The 17,767-nt window shown below is 35.4% G+C and carries 16 protein-coding genes, 3 tRNA genes and 1 riboswitch; of the genes, 7 read left to right on the top strand and 12 right to left on the bottom strand.

What is annotated here, in order from left to right:
- Positions 1-13 precede the first annotated feature (13 nt).
- The 5 genes from E2R68_RS04280 to ndk form a co-directional block, all read right to left on the bottom strand.
- On the bottom strand, positions 14-895 hold the full coding sequence (locus E2R68_RS04280) for an NAD(P)-dependent oxidoreductase (RefSeq protein ID WP_134276280.1): 882 nt from the start codon (positions 893-895) through the stop codon (positions 14-16).
- A gap of 227 nt (positions 896-1,122) precedes the next feature.
- Positions 1,123-1,293, bottom strand: coding sequence for a hypothetical protein (locus E2R68_RS13870; protein ID WP_166738799.1), 171 nt, complete (start codon positions 1,291-1,293; stop codon positions 1,123-1,125).
- The gene (gene tadA, locus E2R68_RS04285; RefSeq protein ID WP_279587470.1) at positions 1,286-1,798 is read right to left on the bottom strand and encodes a tRNA adenosine(34) deaminase TadA; all 513 of its coding nucleotides are present in this window, start codon (positions 1,796-1,798) and stop codon (positions 1,286-1,288) included. Before tadA ends, E2R68_RS13870 begins: the two co-directional genes overlap by 8 nt.
- Positions 1,799-1,829: 31 nt before the next feature.
- Positions 1,830-2,702: a prepilin peptidase gene (locus E2R68_RS04290; RefSeq protein WP_134276281.1), complete on the bottom strand. Its 873-nt coding sequence runs from the start codon at positions 2,700-2,702 to the stop codon at positions 1,830-1,832.
- Positions 2,703-2,752: 50 nt separating this feature from the next.
- Complete coding sequence (gene ndk, locus E2R68_RS04295; RefSeq protein ID WP_134276282.1) at positions 2,753-3,187, bottom strand: nucleoside-diphosphate kinase; 435 nt, start codon at positions 3,185-3,187, stop codon at positions 2,753-2,755.
- 288 nt (positions 3,188-3,475) lie between these two features.
- Between ndk and E2R68_RS04300 the strand changes: the two genes are divergently transcribed.
- Positions 3,476-4,306 carry an endonuclease/exonuclease/phosphatase family protein gene (locus E2R68_RS04300; RefSeq protein WP_243834594.1) on the top strand — a complete coding sequence of 277 codons (831 nt, stop codon included), beginning with the start codon at positions 3,476-3,478 and terminating at the stop codon, positions 4,304-4,306.
- Positions 4,307-4,411: 105 nt separating this feature from the next.
- Here the strand turns inward: E2R68_RS04300 and E2R68_RS04305 are convergent.
- The 4 genes from E2R68_RS04305 to orn all read right to left on the bottom strand — a co-directional run bounded on the left by E2R68_RS04305 (position 4,412) and on the right by orn (position 5,446).
- Positions 4,412-4,487: transfer RNA gene (locus tag E2R68_RS04305), tRNA-Gly, on the bottom strand.
- 27 nt (positions 4,488-4,514) lie between these two features.
- Positions 4,515-4,590: transfer RNA gene (locus tag E2R68_RS04310), tRNA-Gly, on the bottom strand.
- A gap of 49 nt (positions 4,591-4,639) precedes the next feature.
- A tRNA-Gly gene (locus E2R68_RS04315) sits at positions 4,640-4,715 on the bottom strand.
- A gap of 185 nt (positions 4,716-4,900) precedes the next feature.
- Positions 4,901-5,446 (bottom strand): oligoribonuclease, encoded by a 546-nt coding sequence (gene orn, locus E2R68_RS04320; RefSeq protein ID WP_243834604.1) that lies wholly within the window; start codon positions 5,444-5,446, stop codon positions 4,901-4,903.
- A 91-nt stretch (positions 5,447-5,537) separates the two neighbouring features.
- On the opposite strand from orn, the gene rsgA reads away from it, so the two are divergent.
- The 4 genes from rsgA to E2R68_RS04340 are packed head-to-tail and all read left to right on the top strand — an operon-like array spanning position 5,538 to position 10,158.
- Entirely contained in the window at positions 5,538-6,578 is a 1,041-nt protein-coding gene (rsgA, locus tag E2R68_RS04325; RefSeq protein WP_134276285.1) for a small ribosomal subunit biogenesis GTPase RsgA, read from the top strand.
- Positions 6,579-6,632: 54 nt separating this feature from the next.
- On the top strand, positions 6,633-7,487 hold the full coding sequence (gene asd / locus E2R68_RS04330; RefSeq protein WP_134276286.1) for an archaetidylserine decarboxylase: 855 nt from the start codon (positions 6,633-6,635) through the stop codon (positions 7,485-7,487).
- Positions 7,488-7,536: 49 nt separating this feature from the next.
- Positions 7,537-9,075 carry a threonine ammonia-lyase, biosynthetic gene (gene ilvA / locus E2R68_RS04335; RefSeq protein ID WP_134276287.1) on the top strand — a complete coding sequence of 513 codons (1,539 nt, stop codon included), beginning with the start codon at positions 7,537-7,539 and terminating at the stop codon, positions 9,073-9,075.
- 9 nt (positions 9,076-9,084) lie between these two features.
- The gene (locus tag E2R68_RS04340; protein WP_134276288.1) at positions 9,085-10,158 is read left to right on the top strand and encodes a potassium channel family protein; all 1,074 of its coding nucleotides are present in this window, start codon (positions 9,085-9,087) and stop codon (positions 10,156-10,158) included.
- A gap of 67 nt (positions 10,159-10,225) precedes the next feature.
- Here the strand turns inward: E2R68_RS04340 and E2R68_RS04345 are convergent, their stop codons facing one another.
- The 3 genes from E2R68_RS04345 to E2R68_RS04355 all read right to left on the bottom strand — a co-directional run bounded on the left by E2R68_RS04345 (position 10,226) and on the right by E2R68_RS04355 (position 14,446).
- Complete coding sequence (locus E2R68_RS04345; RefSeq protein WP_134276289.1) at positions 10,226-10,810, bottom strand: hypothetical protein; 585 nt, start codon at positions 10,808-10,810, stop codon at positions 10,226-10,228.
- A gap of 383 nt (positions 10,811-11,193) precedes the next feature.
- On the bottom strand, positions 11,194-12,105 hold the full coding sequence (locus E2R68_RS04350) for a mechanosensitive ion channel family protein (protein ID WP_134276290.1): 912 nt from the start codon (positions 12,103-12,105) through the stop codon (positions 11,194-11,196).
- Between the two features lies 1 nt (position 12,106).
- On the bottom strand, positions 12,107-14,446 hold the full coding sequence (locus E2R68_RS04355; RefSeq protein ID WP_134276291.1) for an AAA family ATPase: 2,340 nt from the start codon (positions 14,444-14,446) through the stop codon (positions 12,107-12,109).
- 206 nt (positions 14,447-14,652) lie between these two features.
- Positions 14,653-14,816, top strand: a riboswitch (cobalamin riboswitch).
- A gap of 713 nt (positions 14,817-15,529) precedes the next feature.
- Between E2R68_RS04355 and E2R68_RS04360 the strand changes: the two genes are divergently transcribed.
- Both E2R68_RS04360 and E2R68_RS04365 read left to right on the top strand, forming a co-directional pair.
- Positions 15,530-16,468, top strand: a complete 939-nt coding sequence (locus tag E2R68_RS04360) for a MotA/TolQ/ExbB proton channel family protein (protein WP_134276292.1) — start codon at positions 15,530-15,532, stop codon at positions 16,466-16,468.
- A 103-nt stretch (positions 16,469-16,571) separates the two neighbouring features.
- Positions 16,572-17,675: an energy transducer TonB gene (locus tag E2R68_RS04365; protein WP_166738800.1), complete on the top strand. Its 1,104-nt coding sequence runs from the start codon at positions 16,572-16,574 to the stop codon at positions 17,673-17,675.
- The last annotated feature ends 92 nt before the right edge of the window (positions 17,676-17,767 follow it).

A 17,767-nucleotide genomic window follows, 5' to 3' on the forward strand; every position in this document is an offset into this window, starting at 1 on the left:
GATTAACTTCGAATTACTTCTCTAATTTAGTGAAGTAGTCAAAGATTACAGGTACGTCATTTTGACCAAGACCAGCGTCAACACCAGCTTGTAGAGCTTTAGAAGTACCTTCAGCGATTGGAGACTCAGTACCTAGGTCAGAAACCATTTGTAAGAAGTAACCTAAATCTTTGTTAGCATTCGCAACAGAGAAACCTAATTTTTCTTCGCCGTCTACTGCGTAGAATTTAGTAAACTGCATGAATGGTGAGTTAGATGGACCAGCAGACATGATGTCAAATAATTGCTGACCGTCAACACCAGCTGCTTTTGCAACAGCAAATGCTTGTGACATAGCGGTAACAGTAGTCATACCGATAAAGTTATTGATTAACTTAGTTGTGTGACCAGCACCTAAAGCACCTAGGTGGAATACGTTTTCGCCTTGCTCTTCTAGAAGAGGTTTAACTTTATTGAAAGTTTCAATATCGCCAGCAGCCATGATGTTTAATAAACCATCTTTAGCGTGTGCAGGAGTACGACCTAAAGGTGCGTCGATCATGCCACAACCTTTTTCAGCAAGTGCTGCGCCAATTTTTTGAGTAGAAGCAGGGATAGAAGTACCGAAGTCGATTAAAGTAGAACCTTCTTTAAGACCAGCTAAAACACCGTCTTCACCGTAAACGATTTTTTCAACAACAGCTGAAGTTGTAAGACAAAACTCAACAACGTCAGATGCAGCAGCTAATTCTTTAGCTGAAGTGAATTGAGTTGCGTTACCACGAGCAAGAACAGCATCAACTGCATCTTGGCTAAGATCCATAACATTTACTTGGTAACCACGTGTTTGTAGGTTTTCTACCATGTTGCCGCCCATAAGGCCAAGACCGATGAAACCGATTACTGGTTTAGTCATTTCTAACTCCTGAATATTAATGTGTATTGTTGGATGTATATTTTCGGTATGAAGGATATACGGCTGAGCCTATTTAATCAATCGTTAAGGGGTTAAATTGTTATTAGTCTAGGGTGATTTGATCAGGGATAAGTAATGGTGGAATAAGTAATTTTAAGAAAATAAATAATCAAATCTAAGAGTTAATCTTGAATAAGCCTTAGACTTAATGAATAAAACTTAAACAATTAATCTTTCTTTTCAATGGTTACTTGAATATTTTTACTATTACCAGCAAACCATTTTTGCATATATAAGGTCCCCACTATTGGCGCCTCTCCTTCTGCTGGTACTTCTTTATAACGCACGCTATTTTTTGTTTCTTTTTCAATCGTAAAATTAACAACTTTATTACTCATTTTCATTTTCCTTTTGACTGGCCTTTTTTAAGGCTTTTTTTTCTTTACGGCGACGCCTAAAAAACTCACTTATTTTAGTCGCACAAAGTTCCGCATGAATACCTTGTGTGACTTCTATTTGGTGATTTAATTGCTCATTACGTACTAAATCAAATACGCTACCAGCAGCCCCCGTTTTATAATCCCCTGCCCCATAAACCAGACGTTTAATTCTCGCATGTACTAATGCACCAGCACACATTGGACAAGGTTCGAGTGTTACATATAGTGTGCAATCAATTAGACGATAGTTTTGTAAGGCTTGCCCTGCCGCACTAATTGCCATTATTTCAGCATGGGCACAGGCATTATGCTCAACAATCGAAAGATTCCAGCCCTCACCCACAACTTTATTATCTTTAACTAATACCGCTCCAACGGGTATTTCACCAAGTGTTTCTGCTTTATCTGCTAATGATAATGCATATAACATCCAATCTTGGTCAGTGTAACTTTCAGTGTTCAAGTCGTATTCTCTTTAGGTTTACAATAAGAAATTAAAGTACTAATGAATAATATAATGTTGTTAATTCCGTACCGTAAACTAAATATACCCAGCCCGCGATAGCTAAATAAGGACCAAAGGGTAAAGGACGACTTTGTTTATCTTTTGATGTGGCAATCACAGCAACACCAATAATTGCACCTGCAAGTGAAGATAATAGAATAATCAATGGTAATGCCTGCCACCCAAACCATGCCCCTAATGCGGCTAATAATTTGAAATCACCGTATCCCATTCCCTCTTTACCCGTTATTAATTTAAAGCCCCAATAAATAGACCATAAACTCAAATAACCAAATACTGCCCCTAATACCGCATCTTGCAGTCCAATAAACACACCTGACATATTAACCAATAAACCTAACCAAATGAGTGGCAAAGTCAGTTGGTCGGGGAGCAGCATGGTATCAAAATCAATGAAAGTTAAACTGATCAACACCCAAGTAAAAACAAGTGCAAATAAAACAGGCCAACCAAACGGGATAACTAGCGCAACCGCCAAGGACATGAGTCCTGTAAGCATTTCAATACTTGGATAACGAGCAGGTATCTTACAATCACAATGCTTACAACGACCTTTTTGTATTAACCAACTAACAAGCGGTATATTTTCAGTCGAGCCAATAAGATGATTACACTTAGGACAACGAGAGCGAGGTAACACTAAGTTAAAAGGAGTTTCATCAACTTTAATGTTGGCATCAGGAAATGATTCTGCACAATCAGCTTTCCAAGCACGCTCCATCATCACAGGTAAACGATAAATAACAACATTCAAAAATGAACCAACCAGTAACCCTAAGATTAAAATAGTACCAAAATAAAACGATGGTACTTGTTCCATCATCGTGATCACGTCGTTCATAATTGTCCTTAACAGTGTTTAAATAATTTATTTTACAGAAAGTAAAATGACTAGCTAATGCTAGGGGGGCAGATCTCATTGTCTGCAAAAAAATAAGCAATTTCTTTTGAGGCTGAAACAGGACTATCTGATCCATGCACTGCGTTATAACGCGTTGATTCAGCAAAATCAGCACGAATAGTACCAGGTTCAGCTTGCGTGGGATCTGTTTTACCAATAAGTTCTCGATAAGCAGAAATAATATTTTCTCCTTGTAAAACCAATACCATGATCGGACCTGATGTCATGAACTCAACTAAAGGTAGATAAAATTCTTTACCTTCATGTTCTGCATAAAACCCTTCTGCTTGCTCTGATGTCATATGTAACATTTTTGCAGCAACAATCGTAAATTCGGCACGTTCAAAACGTTGTAAAATGGTGCCAATTAATTGTTTACCGACAGCATCTGGTTTAATTATTGAAAGTGTTCTTTCTAATGGCATAATAGCCTCTTAAATCAAGTTAATTGGATGCGCAATATAACCCGTATAGATAGCTATCATCAATAACAACGTCCCTATAGGGATCTCAACGTCACATTTCACTCAAGATTTCTTAAATGAGAATTTAAGAATATAATCTGATTCAAAACGAGATTTGCTCCAAATAAATTTTGAAATCATCTTATATTTCTATATTGTATATTTCATCGGACTCTTATTAATCGGAGACATCCCATTAGCACTTATTTCTCTAAATCCTTTTTTAAAAAACAATCTATCGCACCAATATTGTCATTATTGATTTTCATCGCATGGATATTATTTCCAAATACGCCCAATAAATTAACAGTAATTGATCAGCAACAAATCTCTTATTTCTCGACCTGTCCTACATTAGTAAACACTGAACAAAAACAATCAAGCAAAGCATTAAAGCCTACTTTTTCTCTATTAAATTGGAATATTTATAAACAGCAAAATGAACAATGGTCAGAGAAATTAAATGAATGGGTAGGACAAGCAGATCTCATCACACTGCAAGAAGCAAAACATAGCCCCGCTTTAATTAATTTTAGTGAACAACAAAATTTATATTATTTTCAAAATGTTGCATTTATTCATCATGGTAATAACTATGGCGTAGATACTTTCAGTAGAACTCAAGCACAACAGGTTTGTGGCACTCGTTATTTAGAGCCTTGGATCCTAATACCTAAAACAGGGCTAGCAAGCACTTATCAAATTCAAGATTCATCTCAAACATTATTATTAATTAATTTACACGGAGTTAATTTCACCTTTACGGCAGAACCTTTAAAAGAACAAGTCACACCATATTTAGAGCTTATTAGACAACATAAAGGGCCAGTAATATTCACTGGGGACTTAAATACTTGGAGCGATGCAAGAACATCTCAAATTAAAAATTTTTTAGCTTCGACAGGATTTGATGAGACAAAGTTTTCAGATGATAACCGTATTACGGCATTTGGACTTCCGTTGGATCATGTTTTTTATCGGGGATTAAAAGTAATAAAAGCACAAAGCATTTCAACAATAGCTTCCGATCATAGTCCACAGTTGGTTACATTTAGTTTATTAGCGGAAAATAAAAATTGAAGGTCATGATTAATACCTAAAAATTTATGTTTCAAAATATAAATTATTGTGTGTAATAGGTAATTTAATTAGATCATTTAATAATAGATAGGAAAGTGCAAAATTTGGAGCGGTACACGAGACTCGAACTCGTGACCCCAACCTTGGCAAGGTTGTGCTCTACCAACTGAGCTAGTACCGCTTCATAATTTGATTTTAGATAGTAGTTTGGAGCGGTACACGAGACTCGAACTCGTGACCCCAACCTTGGCAAGGTTGTGCTCTACCAACTGAGCTAGTACCGCTTTATCTAAAACTACTCGGAAAATAATTTATAAAAAGTATTATAAAATTTGGAGCGGTACACGAGACTCGAACTCGTGACCCCAACCTTGGCAAGGTTGTGCTCTACCAACTGAGCTAGTACCGCATCACATTTTCCTATAACTAACTTCTTATAAAGAAATAAGGTACTTGGTAATACCTGTTAGTTACGAGGTGCGAATTATAGAGATGGCGTTAATGATTGCAAGCTTTTTTTAGCTATTTTAGGCAGAACAAAGTTTGCATGTTGACTTTTTAAACAAAAACAAAAACACCTGCTCAAAAAGCGACCTAAAAAGTGAAAAAATGTTTTTGGTAATGCTGTAATTCAGAAATAGATTCTTTAATATCCTGCAATGCTAAATGTGTACCTGTTTTTTTATGCGCTTCAACCATTTCTGGTGCCCAACGACGGCCTAACTCTTTTACTGTACTCACATCAATATTACGATAATGAAAAAAAGCTTCTAAAGTTGGCATATGTTTAACCATAAAACGACGATCTTGACCGATACTATTCCCACATAATGGGGCAACTCCAGCGGGAACCCATTGTTTCAAAAACTCTAATGTTGCTTGCTCTGCTTGTTCGCAACTAATTTTGCTCTCTTTCACTCTGGCCGTTAGTCCTGAGTTGCCATGATGCTCAGTACACCACTCATCCATCGCATCTAATGCAGCATCGCTTTGGTGGATAACCAACTGTGGTCCTTCAGCTAATATATTCAAATCACTGTCTGTCACTATGGTTGCAATTTCAATAATTTTATCGCTATCAGGATTTAAACCTGTCATTTCTAGATCAATCCATACCAGATTATTTTTGTTCATTTTGATAACCACCCTTTTCTCTTGATGAATAGCTTAATTATGTGAAAAATATAGTATGATACGTCATTCAAATCACCAGTGGTAGCAAAGGAAGCCTGTGGCTAAGAAGAAAAAACTCAGTAAAAACCAAGTTCGTCGTGTTCAGAGCAATCATAATAAACGCTTAACACCTAAAAACGATAAACAATGGGATGAATCTGAACTAGGTCCACAGCTAGAAGGCCTAGTAGTAAGCCGATTTGGACAACATGCCGATATTGAAGACAATGACGGTAAAGTTGAACGTTGTACTCTACGTCGATCTATTCGTTCATTGGTCACAGGAGATCGCGTCGTATGGCGTGCAGGCAAAGAATCCCATCAAGGTATTAGCGGAGTGATTGAAGCAGTTCATCCTCGTAAAACAGTACTTACTCGTCCTGATTATTATGATGGCATTAAACCTATTGCCGCTAACATTGACCATATCATCATTGTTAGTTCAATTGCTCCTGAGTTTTCGCGTAATATTATTGATCGCTATTTAGTCGCTTGTGAAGACATTGGCATCACTCCTATTATCGTATTAAATAAAATCGATTTACTTGATGAAGAGTCTGCCAAAATCATTGATGAAGAACTACAAAGCTATCGTGACATTGGTTATCAGGTACTTTACAGCTCTATGCACGGTGATGGTTTAGATAGTTTAAAATCGGTAATGAAAGACAAAATCAATATTTTTGTTGGCCAATCAGGTGTAGGTAAAACATCATTATTAAATATGTTATTACCAGAAGTTGAAGCCGTTACAGGTGAGATTTCTGAAGGTTCAGGACTTGGGAAACATACCACAACAACAGCGCGTTTATATCACTTTAGCGATGGTGGAGACTTAATTGATAGCCCTGGGATCCGTGAATTTTCATTATGGCATTTAGAAGCTGAACGCATAGCAAGTGGATTTATAGAATTTAGAAATTACCTCGGTAGTTGTCGTTTTCGTGACTGTAAGCACCAAGCAGATCCCGGTTGTGCCCTTGTAGCAGCCGTTGAAGATGGGCACATTGATAGTGCTCGTTTCAATAGTTTTTTACGTATTTTAGAAACAATGGATGATGCCAAAAATGCGCGCCATCGAGATCCTAATACTTATTAAAAAAACTTATTTAAGTACACGTATTTATTAACATTTAAAAACAGAGAGTTTAATATGATCGACCAACTAAAAATTATTGGCCAATACATTTTACCTAAACACCTTGTGACATTTATCGCAGGTAAATTAGCAAATGCAAAAATGGGCAAATTTACTACTTTTTTAATCACCCACTTTATTAAAAAATTCAAAATAGATATGAGCGAAGCAAAACATTCAGATCCAGCTCATTTTGATACTTTCAATGATTTTTTTACTCGTGAATTAAAGCCAGGTTTACGCCCAATAGTAGAAGGTGAAAATAACTTAGCAACACCAGTAGACGGCTGCGTTAGTCAACAAGGTGATATTAAACAAGGTCGAGTTTTTCAAGCTAAAGGACATGACTTTAGTTTACGTGAACTACTAGGTGGACGAGATGATGTCGCAGCACCTTTTGATGATGGCATATTTTCTACCATTTATCTTGCACCTAAAGATTACCATCGTATTCATATGCCAATGACAGGTAAATTAGAGCAAATGATCTTCATACCAGGCGATCTATTTTCAGTTAACCCACTAACCGCACAAAATGTTCCTAACTTATTTGCTCGCAATGAACGCGCTGTTGCTATTTTTTCAACAGCCGTTGGTCCAATGGCAATGGTCTTAGTTGGGGCTACGATTGTAGGTAGTATTGAAACAGTTTGGGAAGGCACATTAAAGGCACAAAAAAATAAAGAGCTGCAATATTGGGATTATAAAGATCAAGAGATCATATTAGAAAAAGGTGCTGAATTAGGACGCTTCAAATTAGGTAGTACGATTGTTGCGCTATTCCCTAAAAATAGTATCGAATTTAATGAAAATTTAGCGCCTTCAAGCGTAACTCGTTTAGGTGAATTGTTTGCAACAATTAACTCTTAACTAAAACTGTTAATTTATAGATTTATATTAAATAAGAAAAAGGGTTGTAATGTCAGTAATTTCTAGTGAGCAGTATTTAAAAAAAATTCTATTAGCGCCTATTTATGAAGCCGCAATTGAGACTAAACTACAGCCTTTAAATAAATTATCAAATCGCTTAGGAAACCGTGTACTCCTAAAACGAGAAGACTTACAACCCGTTCATTCTTTTAAACTAAGAGGTGCATATAACAAACTTGCGAATCTTAGTGAACAACAAAAACATAATGGTGTTATTGCTGCATCAGCAGGAAACCATGCTCAGGGTTTAGCCTTATCAGCTCAGAGAATGGGATTAAAAGCGACCATTGTCATGCCTAAAACAACACCAGACATTAAAGTAAACTCAGTTCGATCATTTGGTGCGACAGTAGTTTTACATGGTGAAAGCTTTGATGCAGCTAATGAGCATTCAATCGCTTTAGCGCAACAGCATGGTTATACAATTATTCATCCTTTTGATGATCCAGATGTGATCGCTGGACAAGGTACTGTTGGCAAAGAATTAATACAGCAAGATGCACATTTAAACGCTATTTTTGTACCTGTTGGAGGTGGCGGATTAGCTGCGGGGATTGCTGTTTACATCAAACAACTTTTACCACATATTAAAATTATTGCGGTTGAGCCTGAAGATGCCGCTTGTTTACAAGCCGCATTAGTAGAAGGGAAACCAACCACATTAGCAAAAGTTGGACTATTTGCAGATGGCGTAGCAGTAAAAACCATTGGCAAAGAAACGTTCCGATTATGTCAGCAATACATTGATGAAGTAATTACCGTCAGTAGTGATGAAATTTGTGCGGCTGTAAAAGATATTTTTGATGATACAAGAGCAATTGCAGAACCTGCTGGCGCCCTCTCACTTGCAGGATTAAAAAAGTATAGCCAACTACATCAATTACAAGATCAACGTCTTGCAGCTATTTTAAGTGGCGCTAATGTAAACTTTCATAGCCTAAGATATGTATCAGAGAGATGTGAGTTAGGCGAACAAAATGAAAGTATTCTTGCCGTGACTATTCCTGAAGAGCAAGGTGCATTTTTAGCGTTCTGTAATGAACTAGATGGCAGAGCCATTACTGAGTTTAATTATCGTTACAGTGACAATAAAGAAGCGAATATTTTTGTCGGCGTAAGAACCCCACAAGGATTTGATGAGTTATCAACATTAACCGAAAACCTAACACTTGCAGGTTATTCTGTCGCAGATTTAAGTCATAATGAAACTGCTAAATTACACGTACGTTATATGGTTGGAGGTGTGCCTTCCCATCAATTAACAGAGCGTTTATATAGTTTTGAATTTCCAGAGCATCCCAATGCACTAATAAAATTTTTAAATCTATTAGGCATACATGCCAATATTACGTTATTTCATTACCGCAATCACGGAGCTGCTTACGCTCAAGTATTAGCTGGTTTTGAAATAAATGAAGCGCAAGTCGATGAATTTAGCCAACACTTAAATGCATTAGGTTATAGCTATAAAGATGAGACTTTTAATCAGGCTTATCGTTTCTTTTTATCTCATGCGAATAATTGTTAAGAATATTCTATGTTACTAACTTCAAAGCAATTTCAAAAAATAGTACAAAAATTAAGTCGCCGCTTAACTTGGCCTATTATGTTTATGCTGATGTTATTACAGGCGTTAGTGACATACATATTGTTAGCAATGGCAGGAGAAATACAGTTAACACACGATCCTATTGAGTTCTTTTATTACAATATGGTTGTTGTCTCAACGGTGGGGTTTGGAGATTTAAGCCCAGTTACACATATCGGAAAAGGCATTGTCGCTTTTTGGCAGATCCCATCGGGTTTAATCGTGTTTGCTTCATTTATTGGTAAATCCACCCAATTATTTATTGATATAGCGAGAAAAAATATGAACGGTAGTAATGACTTCTCACACTTAAATGATCACATTCTTTTATTATGCTGGGATAAATATTCTACTGAGCAAGTAGTACAGTTAATTTTGGGTGACAAAAAACGTAAAAAAAGACGTATTTTATTATGTGTAACTGATGAAATGAAAAACCCTTTTCCAGATAATGATGAAGTTTCATTTGCAAAATTACGCACTTTTTCAGATACAGAAGAGTTAGATAGAATTGCATTACAAAAAGCAAGACGAATAATTATCGATGGAAAATCTGATGATGAAACACTTTCGATCGCACTTAGTATTGCAACCTTTGCCGATAAAAGTGCCAACATTACAGCACATTTTTTTGATGAGACTAAAGCTAACCTCTTAAAAATGCACTGCCCTCATATCGAATGTAGTATTGATAATAGTGCACAGATGATGGTGCGCAGTATGCAAGATCCCGGTTCAAGTAAAGTAACAGAACAATTACTTTCAACATTGAATGGAGCAACTTTATATAGTTTTTTAGTACCAGAATTAGAACAAGAAATTGCTTTTGGAGAGTTGTTTGATACCTTAAAACAACGTTACGACATGATTTTATTAGGCTTTAGCAAAAGTAAAAATGGTGATGATATACGCCTGAATCCTGCAAGTGATGTGAATATACAAAGCCATTATTATTTACACTATATCGCTAATGAGCGTATGGATGTCACTGATATTGATTGGAAAAATATTAAACAAGCGTAAAAATTAAAGAGCCTTTACCTGAAATAACCTCATAGGCTCTTTATTCAATTTAAATGCTATCAATAATTTAACTTAAATCTGGCACGGGAATAGGCGTAAACACATAATAAATATAGATACACCACACCATTGCTCCAATAGCTAACCAAATATAATTAGCCACCGTATAATTTGCATTACTCGCTCCATTGATATCATCACAAGCATAATTCACAAACCACTGAGCTTGATAACAAAGCCAACAAAATAAAGGAATAGTGGCAATACTCAGTAATGAGATATAAGGTCTTAATTCAGCTGAGACAGGCACATTATCACAAAGAAAACTGATCACAGTTACTATGATAAATAGCAGAGTTGATTTCTTTAATACATCACTTTTATTACCGCTTTTACGTTCATATATATCTGTTAATTTTTTGAATAATGATGGGACAAAGAACACTGGAAAAGTCGCTCGAATAACAGGCCATTCATCCCCTTTATGCGCCTGTTTATAAAACACCCATTGTTGATAAAACCAATAAGTCATATATAACCCAGCAGTCCCTAAAAACAAGATTAAGAACTTATTTAAAGAAACCACATAAAATTCAGGTGCTGTGGCACTTTTTAATGAGTTATCAGGTGAGCTGTTCATATTATCTTGCATGTTACTTCCTTTGATTCTTTTATTTTATATTTCATACTGAGGTGAATCATTACTGACCAATCATTGCTTATGCCCATTATCCTCACGACATAGCAACAAAGACTAACAAAGTGAGACATATAATGCCACAAAGCAGACTAAATGATATTGTTTAGCACATTAAAAAACCACCGAGCCTGTTACATGGGTGGTTTTCATTTTGAGTAAAAAATTCAACTAATTATACCGATTAGGTTAAACATGTTATCTAAATTTTACGCTGGAAAAACAATTCAGTTCAAGGCATAAACTGACGTAAACGGTGATCCCCTTTAGCAAATTCACAACAAAGAAATGGGCTGTTTTAGTCAGTAAAATAGAGAAACTATTTGTTGTAATTGGAATTAATCAACTTCTCGCACATTCCGTAAAGAAGCGCTTTGTACCGCAATAGCAGGCGGTAGAATATTGTTATTTCTAAATTCTTGCATTACTCGCAATGTAATATCTGTTTCAAATAATTTTTCAAATTTAGTATCAACCACATAAGCTTTACAGGTTAATTTGATTGCTAAATAATTATCAGTAATAGTTTGCTGAACAATCACAACAACAGGTTTAGGTAAATGTACATAACGACTTGATGATGCACACTCTTGGATAAGTTCACGAGCTAATGTAATGTCTTGATCTAACCCCACATGAAAGGGAATATTAACCTGCATATCTAATGCACCATAGTTACCGCTACTCACAGCTTCATTTAAAAATTTATTATTAGGGATAGTAATAACATCATCATTCAAAGTATTCATACGAACAGAGCGTAAACCTATGGCAATAATATCACCATAATGCCCTTCAAAAGTAACACGGTCACCAACTTGGAATGGTCTATCAATCATAATGGTTAAACCAGCAACAAAGGATGCCGTTAAGTCTTTTAAAGCAAAACCAACCGATACAGCAATAGTACCGCCAATTAACGCTAAAACCCTATCATCTACACGAAAGCTAAGCATAAAGACGGTCAATGCAGCAGACATATAAACAAAGAACTGAAAGAAGGACTGTAATTTTTGTAACAACATTCGTCGTTGTACAAATTGCCCACTAATCGTCGTTACAACTGAATCAACAAATCGTAATAATAACCATGCGCCTGCAATCAGTACCAACGAAGCAATAACACCACTCCATCGAATTAAACCTGCAAAGTTTTGTATTCCATCTAATGAAGCAGTAGGAACCGCATCAGCTGCAGATACGAATGGGGTAAGGCATAAAAATAAAAGACCAATTAAAATACGAATCATACTATTTCACCAATAAATGTTGACGATGCAAAATGTCAGTAATATTTCTAAACCAAAGATCTGAAATACGTGTTTGCCCTTCAGCCCACTCGATATAACCTCGACTTTGAAAATAACGTAATGTGCTGATCACCTCAACAATACTTAATTGCGTGCAATCTCTTAATTCTTCTGGTGATGCAGTTTCAAGTTGTACAATAGAACGTAATATAGCTAACATCGGTTTTGGCATTTTTTCTAAACCATCGGAAGAAGGGATCACAAATAAACGTACTTTGACAATCCCCTCTTTATCTTCAAATAAAGAACGTCTAAAAAAGCTTAACGAAACCGTTGGGTTTCCGTCTGAGTAGTCCCATAAAATACGATAAAATCCATTTCGAGCATGTTCTTCTTCACTTAAATCATCTTTATCCCATTGTCTTGGTAAAGCTAATCCTTCAAATGATATAGAAAATTCACCTTGTTCTGATACACGAGACTGTAGTAGTTGATTAACTTCTTTTTCTTTCCAGCGAGGCATGAAAGTGACTAAATCAAATAATAAACGTTCTCCACGAGCCCTATCAACAAACCGCCAACTCGATTTTTCAATCGCTAATATAATGCGATGGCTCTTGCGTGTTAATCGCATTAAATTAGTTAAACGCATTAACGAAGCTAAACCACCCACTTGTGGTTTCACTAAACGTTGTACATTATCAATGGCCATAAGATAACATTCATCGCTCTCTTGCAGAAAACTCAAGATAGTTTGCTCATCTGCATTATCTAAACCTAATTGGGTTGCAATGCCTTCTAATAATGATTCATACCCTTCACTTGGACAATCAACAAAAATAGGAGTCGCATTTTTAACGTCATGCAAAAGACGCCTCAACATGGTTGTTGTGCCAATACCACGTTCTCCTGATAAAACACACATAGCAGGTTTATCACTATGCACAAAATGAGCTAACTCCCCCATTTCCTGCGCGGCATATTCTGGAATCAAAATACTATTTTCACTACCCGGCTGGACATAGTTAAAAGTGCGCTCACCGCAGACTTGTTTTAAATTGGATTTTTGATCATTGATATCAGTTTGTTTTGCAACTTCAATACGAAATAGATAAGCGAGCATATGACTAACAATTTGATATTGAGATAACACCATAAGAATAGAGTGTTGGATAGTATGAAATAATAACCAAGCACCAGTAATAGCTGTGCAAATAGTACTTAATAATAATCTATCTTTATTATGAATGGCCCAACGAACAGTCAAAGGTAATACCATGCTGTCTTTTAACATACTAAAAATAAAATTTTTCCATTTATGTAAACTATAAATAGTTAATAAAACATAAAATAGGAAAAGTAAGCTAGCAATCCATTCGTAGATAGTTCCTTTACCTAAAGTCATTGCCGATATTTGTGAAATTAATCCGGTAGTAATAAACCCCCAAACATAAAAACGGATGGTACTTAATCGTAACGTCACTAATTCAGGTGATAGTTTTCTACTATGGCGATAAGTAAATTCCACAATAAAACTTACAGCGATAGCACCACCTAATATCCACCAAGTAAAGATCTCTAAGAAAATAAGATGTTGCAAACTTGGTAATGTGGCCAAAATACGTAAAGATAAAGTGATTGCTATTAAGCAAGCAATTGCACGCTGAGCACGACTTACATACCAAAAAAAATGTGCTGTCATGCTTCTTCGTTTTGCACCAGAGTTTATTTGCTCACGTAATTTATCTATTAATCTTTTACTGTTACTAAGCCACCATTTTAATACTAATAAAACCAAGAGTATTTTAAATAAAACGCTAAAAACAGGGATAGGGGAAATAAAGAAGTCTGATATAAAAAGTTTAAAAGCACGTACTTGATGATAAATGAAATATTGGATGTTTAAACGCGTTAAAGCTAACTCAGATTTAAATTGTAATACCCCTTCTGGACCAAACCCTACAACTAAGTCACGTACATTACGGCTGCTCAATTCCAATAATTTTTCTTTATTTTTACTAAGGCTTACTGCTGATTCATAAAATAAATCAACCTCTTCCCAGTTTTTATCACTGTATTTATTCTTATGGTATTTAGCTAGAGCTGCAGAAAAATCTGCTATGTGAGTCGCTTGAGCATCTAATGTTTCTGATAATAATAAATCAATATGGTGCTGTTCACTCTTATTCAAAAAATGCACATCAGGTAACTCATTGACTTCTTGATTTAGTGTTGCAGCTTCAGTGGTAACAGAAGAAGAAGCAGGATCAGCAATATCAAGCGATGCATTAGCGCCAAATGAAATACAATAAACAATCAGTAATACAAAAACATTTTTCATTTACAAACTCGTATTTAAATTATGCAATAGGTGCTCACTTTAACTTAAAATAATAAAAAGAAAAGCATACAAAGCTTGATTTAGATTAGGCGAGCAGTGATTTCAAAGCATATTCATGAAACTTTTTTAAATACTTATAAGTATTTAAAAAAGTTACCCTGACAACACCTATTTACCTCATTTGGCAGAGCCTATTTTTTACCTATAATTGCGCCTCATTATTATGTATTTATTTATCGAATAAACTTAAATGGGAAGCATGTTCAACTCTGATACTAGTTGAATGATTCATGCGCAGCCCCGCAACAGTGAAGTTCTTATTATATTCAATAAGAACCAGCCAGATACCAGCATAATAACGTCACTGTTCATATCGCGGGTCGGCTATGATGAAACGAAAAACTCACCTATAGAAATAGATAAACGTAATGATGACGAGCTTAAGATAGCTTTTATGGCTCAATGATGATTACGTGTGGATTTATTCTAACTCCCCCTTATTTGAATCGTTTAGCCTGCTTTCTCCATTACAGTTAATATACAAGGAAAGTTCATGCTTACATTTCGTCATACTCCTACAACGATTGCCCTGCTTAGTTTATGCAACTCGCCATCATTTGCTAATGGCCCCAAGATTAGCAAATAAAAAATATCTTAATTACCAAAGGTTACAGCGCACCTAATGCAACCACACAAACTTATAGTGGTAATGTAAATAAATCATTAGAGCAATTAATTGCAGAAAACTAGCCAGGTTTTGTCCGTACCAACTCAGGTAGCGCGAAGCATAGAAAATTTAAAGGATTGTTTTAATATTGAAGCAGATATCATTCCACTGAATGGCCAAGTTCAAGTGGTAAATATCAAACTATTAAAAAGAAAGTAATAGGCCTCACTTTAAGCACTTATTATTTGAACCTAAGAAATAATAAATTTAGAACTCCCCCACCAATTACAAACTTATATTTACCACTTTTATGGTAAAGCGCACGCAATTACTGCAACAGCTTTGCTGCAATGAATATTAATCGTTAACATAGCAAATTTTTATTTTGAGTTACCCCCGCTAGGACGCAATTAAACATGAGTATTGAAAACGTAATCACTCAACCATCAATATTGGATACGATAACGCATAGTATGCCGCTTTGGTTTCAGCAAGGTGGTTTAATAATGTGGTTATTATTGGCAGCTTCTTTTCTTGCAACCATTGTGACCATGGAGCGTTTATCTGTTTGGATTATTTATTCTTTGCAAAAAGAACATTTTGCATTGCAAGAATGTTTTGCCGCTTTAAACAAACAAGAAAAAACAGAGGCTTTATTAGCCTGTAAAAAAGTCGAAACCCCCGCTTTAAATATGCTTGAGCATGGTATTAAAGCCCTGCCTTTCTCAGTAAAAGAGAAAATGCAATCTTATGCAGAAACACAAATAAGTTTACTCTCTCGAGGGCAATCGTTATTAGAAATCATTATAAAAACGGCACCAATATTAGGTATTTTAGGAACAATATTAGGTCTTATTAATTCATTTAACCTACTCAGTTCACAAGGTATTGAAGGATCAACTGCTGAAGCCGTCATCGGGGCGATATCACAATCTTTAATTCCTATTGCAACCGGACTTAGCATAGGATTAATGGCGTTATTACCTTATAAGGTATTTGCCGCTTTAATTCAAAAATTACGATTACACTTAGAAAATATTGCAAATGAATTTCATCATATCTGCCAACAAAAAAACTTGATCATGATACAAATAAATACCGAAGAAAAAATACAGAAGCACGCACAAAGGCTTTCAATATCAGAGCAACAAATGCCATATCATTATGAATTTTCAGAAGAAACTGGAGAAATAAATGTTAATCTTCATACGCATAGTGAAGACATTAAACGCACAACATCAGCATCAATAGCTCAGATGTATAATGAAAAATCACCTCATCATATTCAAACAGGATCTGATGCGACTAATATCGTTACCAAAACAACTGAAAAAAACACACAGAGTACACAATAACCCTATGAAATATTCAGGTAATTACTTCCCATTTGTCATTCTTAGTTTACTGCTATACGGCTTGTTTTTTTACTTTAATAAAAATACGAGCAGTGAAAAGAACATGCCTTTAAATAGTATTCAGCAAACAACTAAAACATCAGTAAACGTCATAGAAGATGCTGATTTAATCAGCTCGGAATCAAGTGCAGCTATCACCTTGTCAAAAGAAGAATCTGAAGAAGCATTAGTTAATAAAGCAGTTTCACTAGAAAAAAGTAAACTTGAAATTCAACGAGAAGAGCAAATTAAAATTGCAAAACAGAAGCACCTAGAAAGCATTAAAAATAATAAGGCAACTAACGATGCTTTATTAAAAGGCCAAGTTTTTAATGATGAATTAGAAGCAATTAAGCAAGCACAGGCGACTGCTAGAATAGAAAGAGAAAAATTCCTAAAAACACAACAAAAGCTAGCACAAGCTAAAAAAGCAGAACAAAATGACTCTATTGCATCTATTTTACCAATCTCTGCACCTGTACCAGAAACAAATAAATCATCAGCAAGGATCACGATTAAAAAAGTAGTTGCCAAAGAAGAGCCTCAAGCGATTAAACCTAGAATAACAATAAAACCTAAATTATTGCCTAAAGAATCATCGCAACCTGAAACTAAAAAACTAAATGCTAATCACGTAAATATTCAATCAACAGCAGCAGTGAGTACTGTATCTACACCTATCACAGCTACGTCAGCGAATATAAATACAACAAGTAAAACAGAACAAAAGACTATTCCAGAAACAACAGCTAAAGTGAGACAAGCACAATCAAAGGCCATAGCAACAAAAGCAGTAGAAACAAATTCAACACCTAAAGAAAAAGCAAAGCGTACCTTTAAACCCCAGGCGGTTGCAGTAAATAATATTCCTAATACAGAAGGCAATTTACAAAGTGCCGTTGCAGTCTCTGGTAATAAACCCGATTACCCTCAAATGGCACAACAAAACAAGCTAGAAGGTAAGGTCATCGCAAAAATGATAGTAATGGTAGATGGAAAAACACAAGGCGCTGAAATAATACAATCAAGTGGTCATGCTGTATTAGATAATGAAGTTTTAGAATTTATAAATAGAGAATTATTCATGCCTTCTTTAGAGGGTGAAGAAAAAGTAACAAGTGAACAATTATTTTCTTATCAATTTAAATCAGGATCTAAATCCGAATAATTTCAATCCCACAGTTTTTATTACAGGCTTTGAATTGATGCTTAAATAAGAAAAACCAGTTATTAGATATACTAATAACTGGTTTTCTTGAA

Source organism: Psychromonas algarum (assembly GCF_004376845.1).
Taxonomy (GTDB): Bacteria; Pseudomonadota; Gammaproteobacteria; order Enterobacterales; family Psychromonadaceae; genus Psychromonas.

Coding starts and splice junctions, on each gene's coding strand:
- asd (WP_134276286.1), top strand. CDS start 6,633: ATGATCGACCAACTAAAAATTATTGGCCAATACATTTTACCTAAACAC.
- E2R68_RS04290 (WP_134276281.1), bottom strand. CDS start 2,702: ATGAACGACGTGATCACGATGATGGAACAAGTACCATCGTTTTATTTT.
- ilvA (WP_134276287.1), top strand. CDS start 7,537: ATGTCAGTAATTTCTAGTGAGCAGTATTTAAAAAAAATTCTATTAGCG.
- E2R68_RS13870 (WP_166738799.1), bottom strand. CDS start 1,293: ATGAGTAATAAAGTTGTTAATTTTACGATTGAAAAAGAAACAAAAAAT.
- E2R68_RS04365 (WP_166738800.1), top strand. CDS start 16,572: ATGCCTTTAAATAGTATTCAGCAAACAACTAAAACATCAGTAAACGTC.
- E2R68_RS04280 (WP_134276280.1), bottom strand. CDS start 895: ATGACTAAACCAGTAATCGGTTTCATCGGTCTTGGCCTTATGGGCGGC.
- ndk (WP_134276282.1), bottom strand. CDS start 3,187: ATGCCATTAGAAAGAACACTTTCAATAATTAAACCAGATGCTGTCGGT.
- E2R68_RS04355 (WP_134276291.1), bottom strand. CDS start 14,446: ATGAAAAATGTTTTTGTATTACTGATTGTTTATTGTATTTCATTTGGC.
- E2R68_RS04360 (WP_134276292.1), top strand. CDS start 15,530: ATGAGTATTGAAAACGTAATCACTCAACCATCAATATTGGATACGATA.
- E2R68_RS04340 (WP_134276288.1), top strand. CDS start 9,085: ATGTTACTAACTTCAAAGCAATTTCAAAAAATAGTACAAAAATTAAGT.
- E2R68_RS04350 (WP_134276290.1), bottom strand. CDS start 12,105: ATGATTCGTATTTTAATTGGTCTTTTATTTTTATGCCTTACCCCATTC.
- E2R68_RS04345 (WP_134276289.1), bottom strand. CDS start 10,810: ATGCAAGATAATATGAACAGCTCACCTGATAACTCATTAAAAAGTGCC.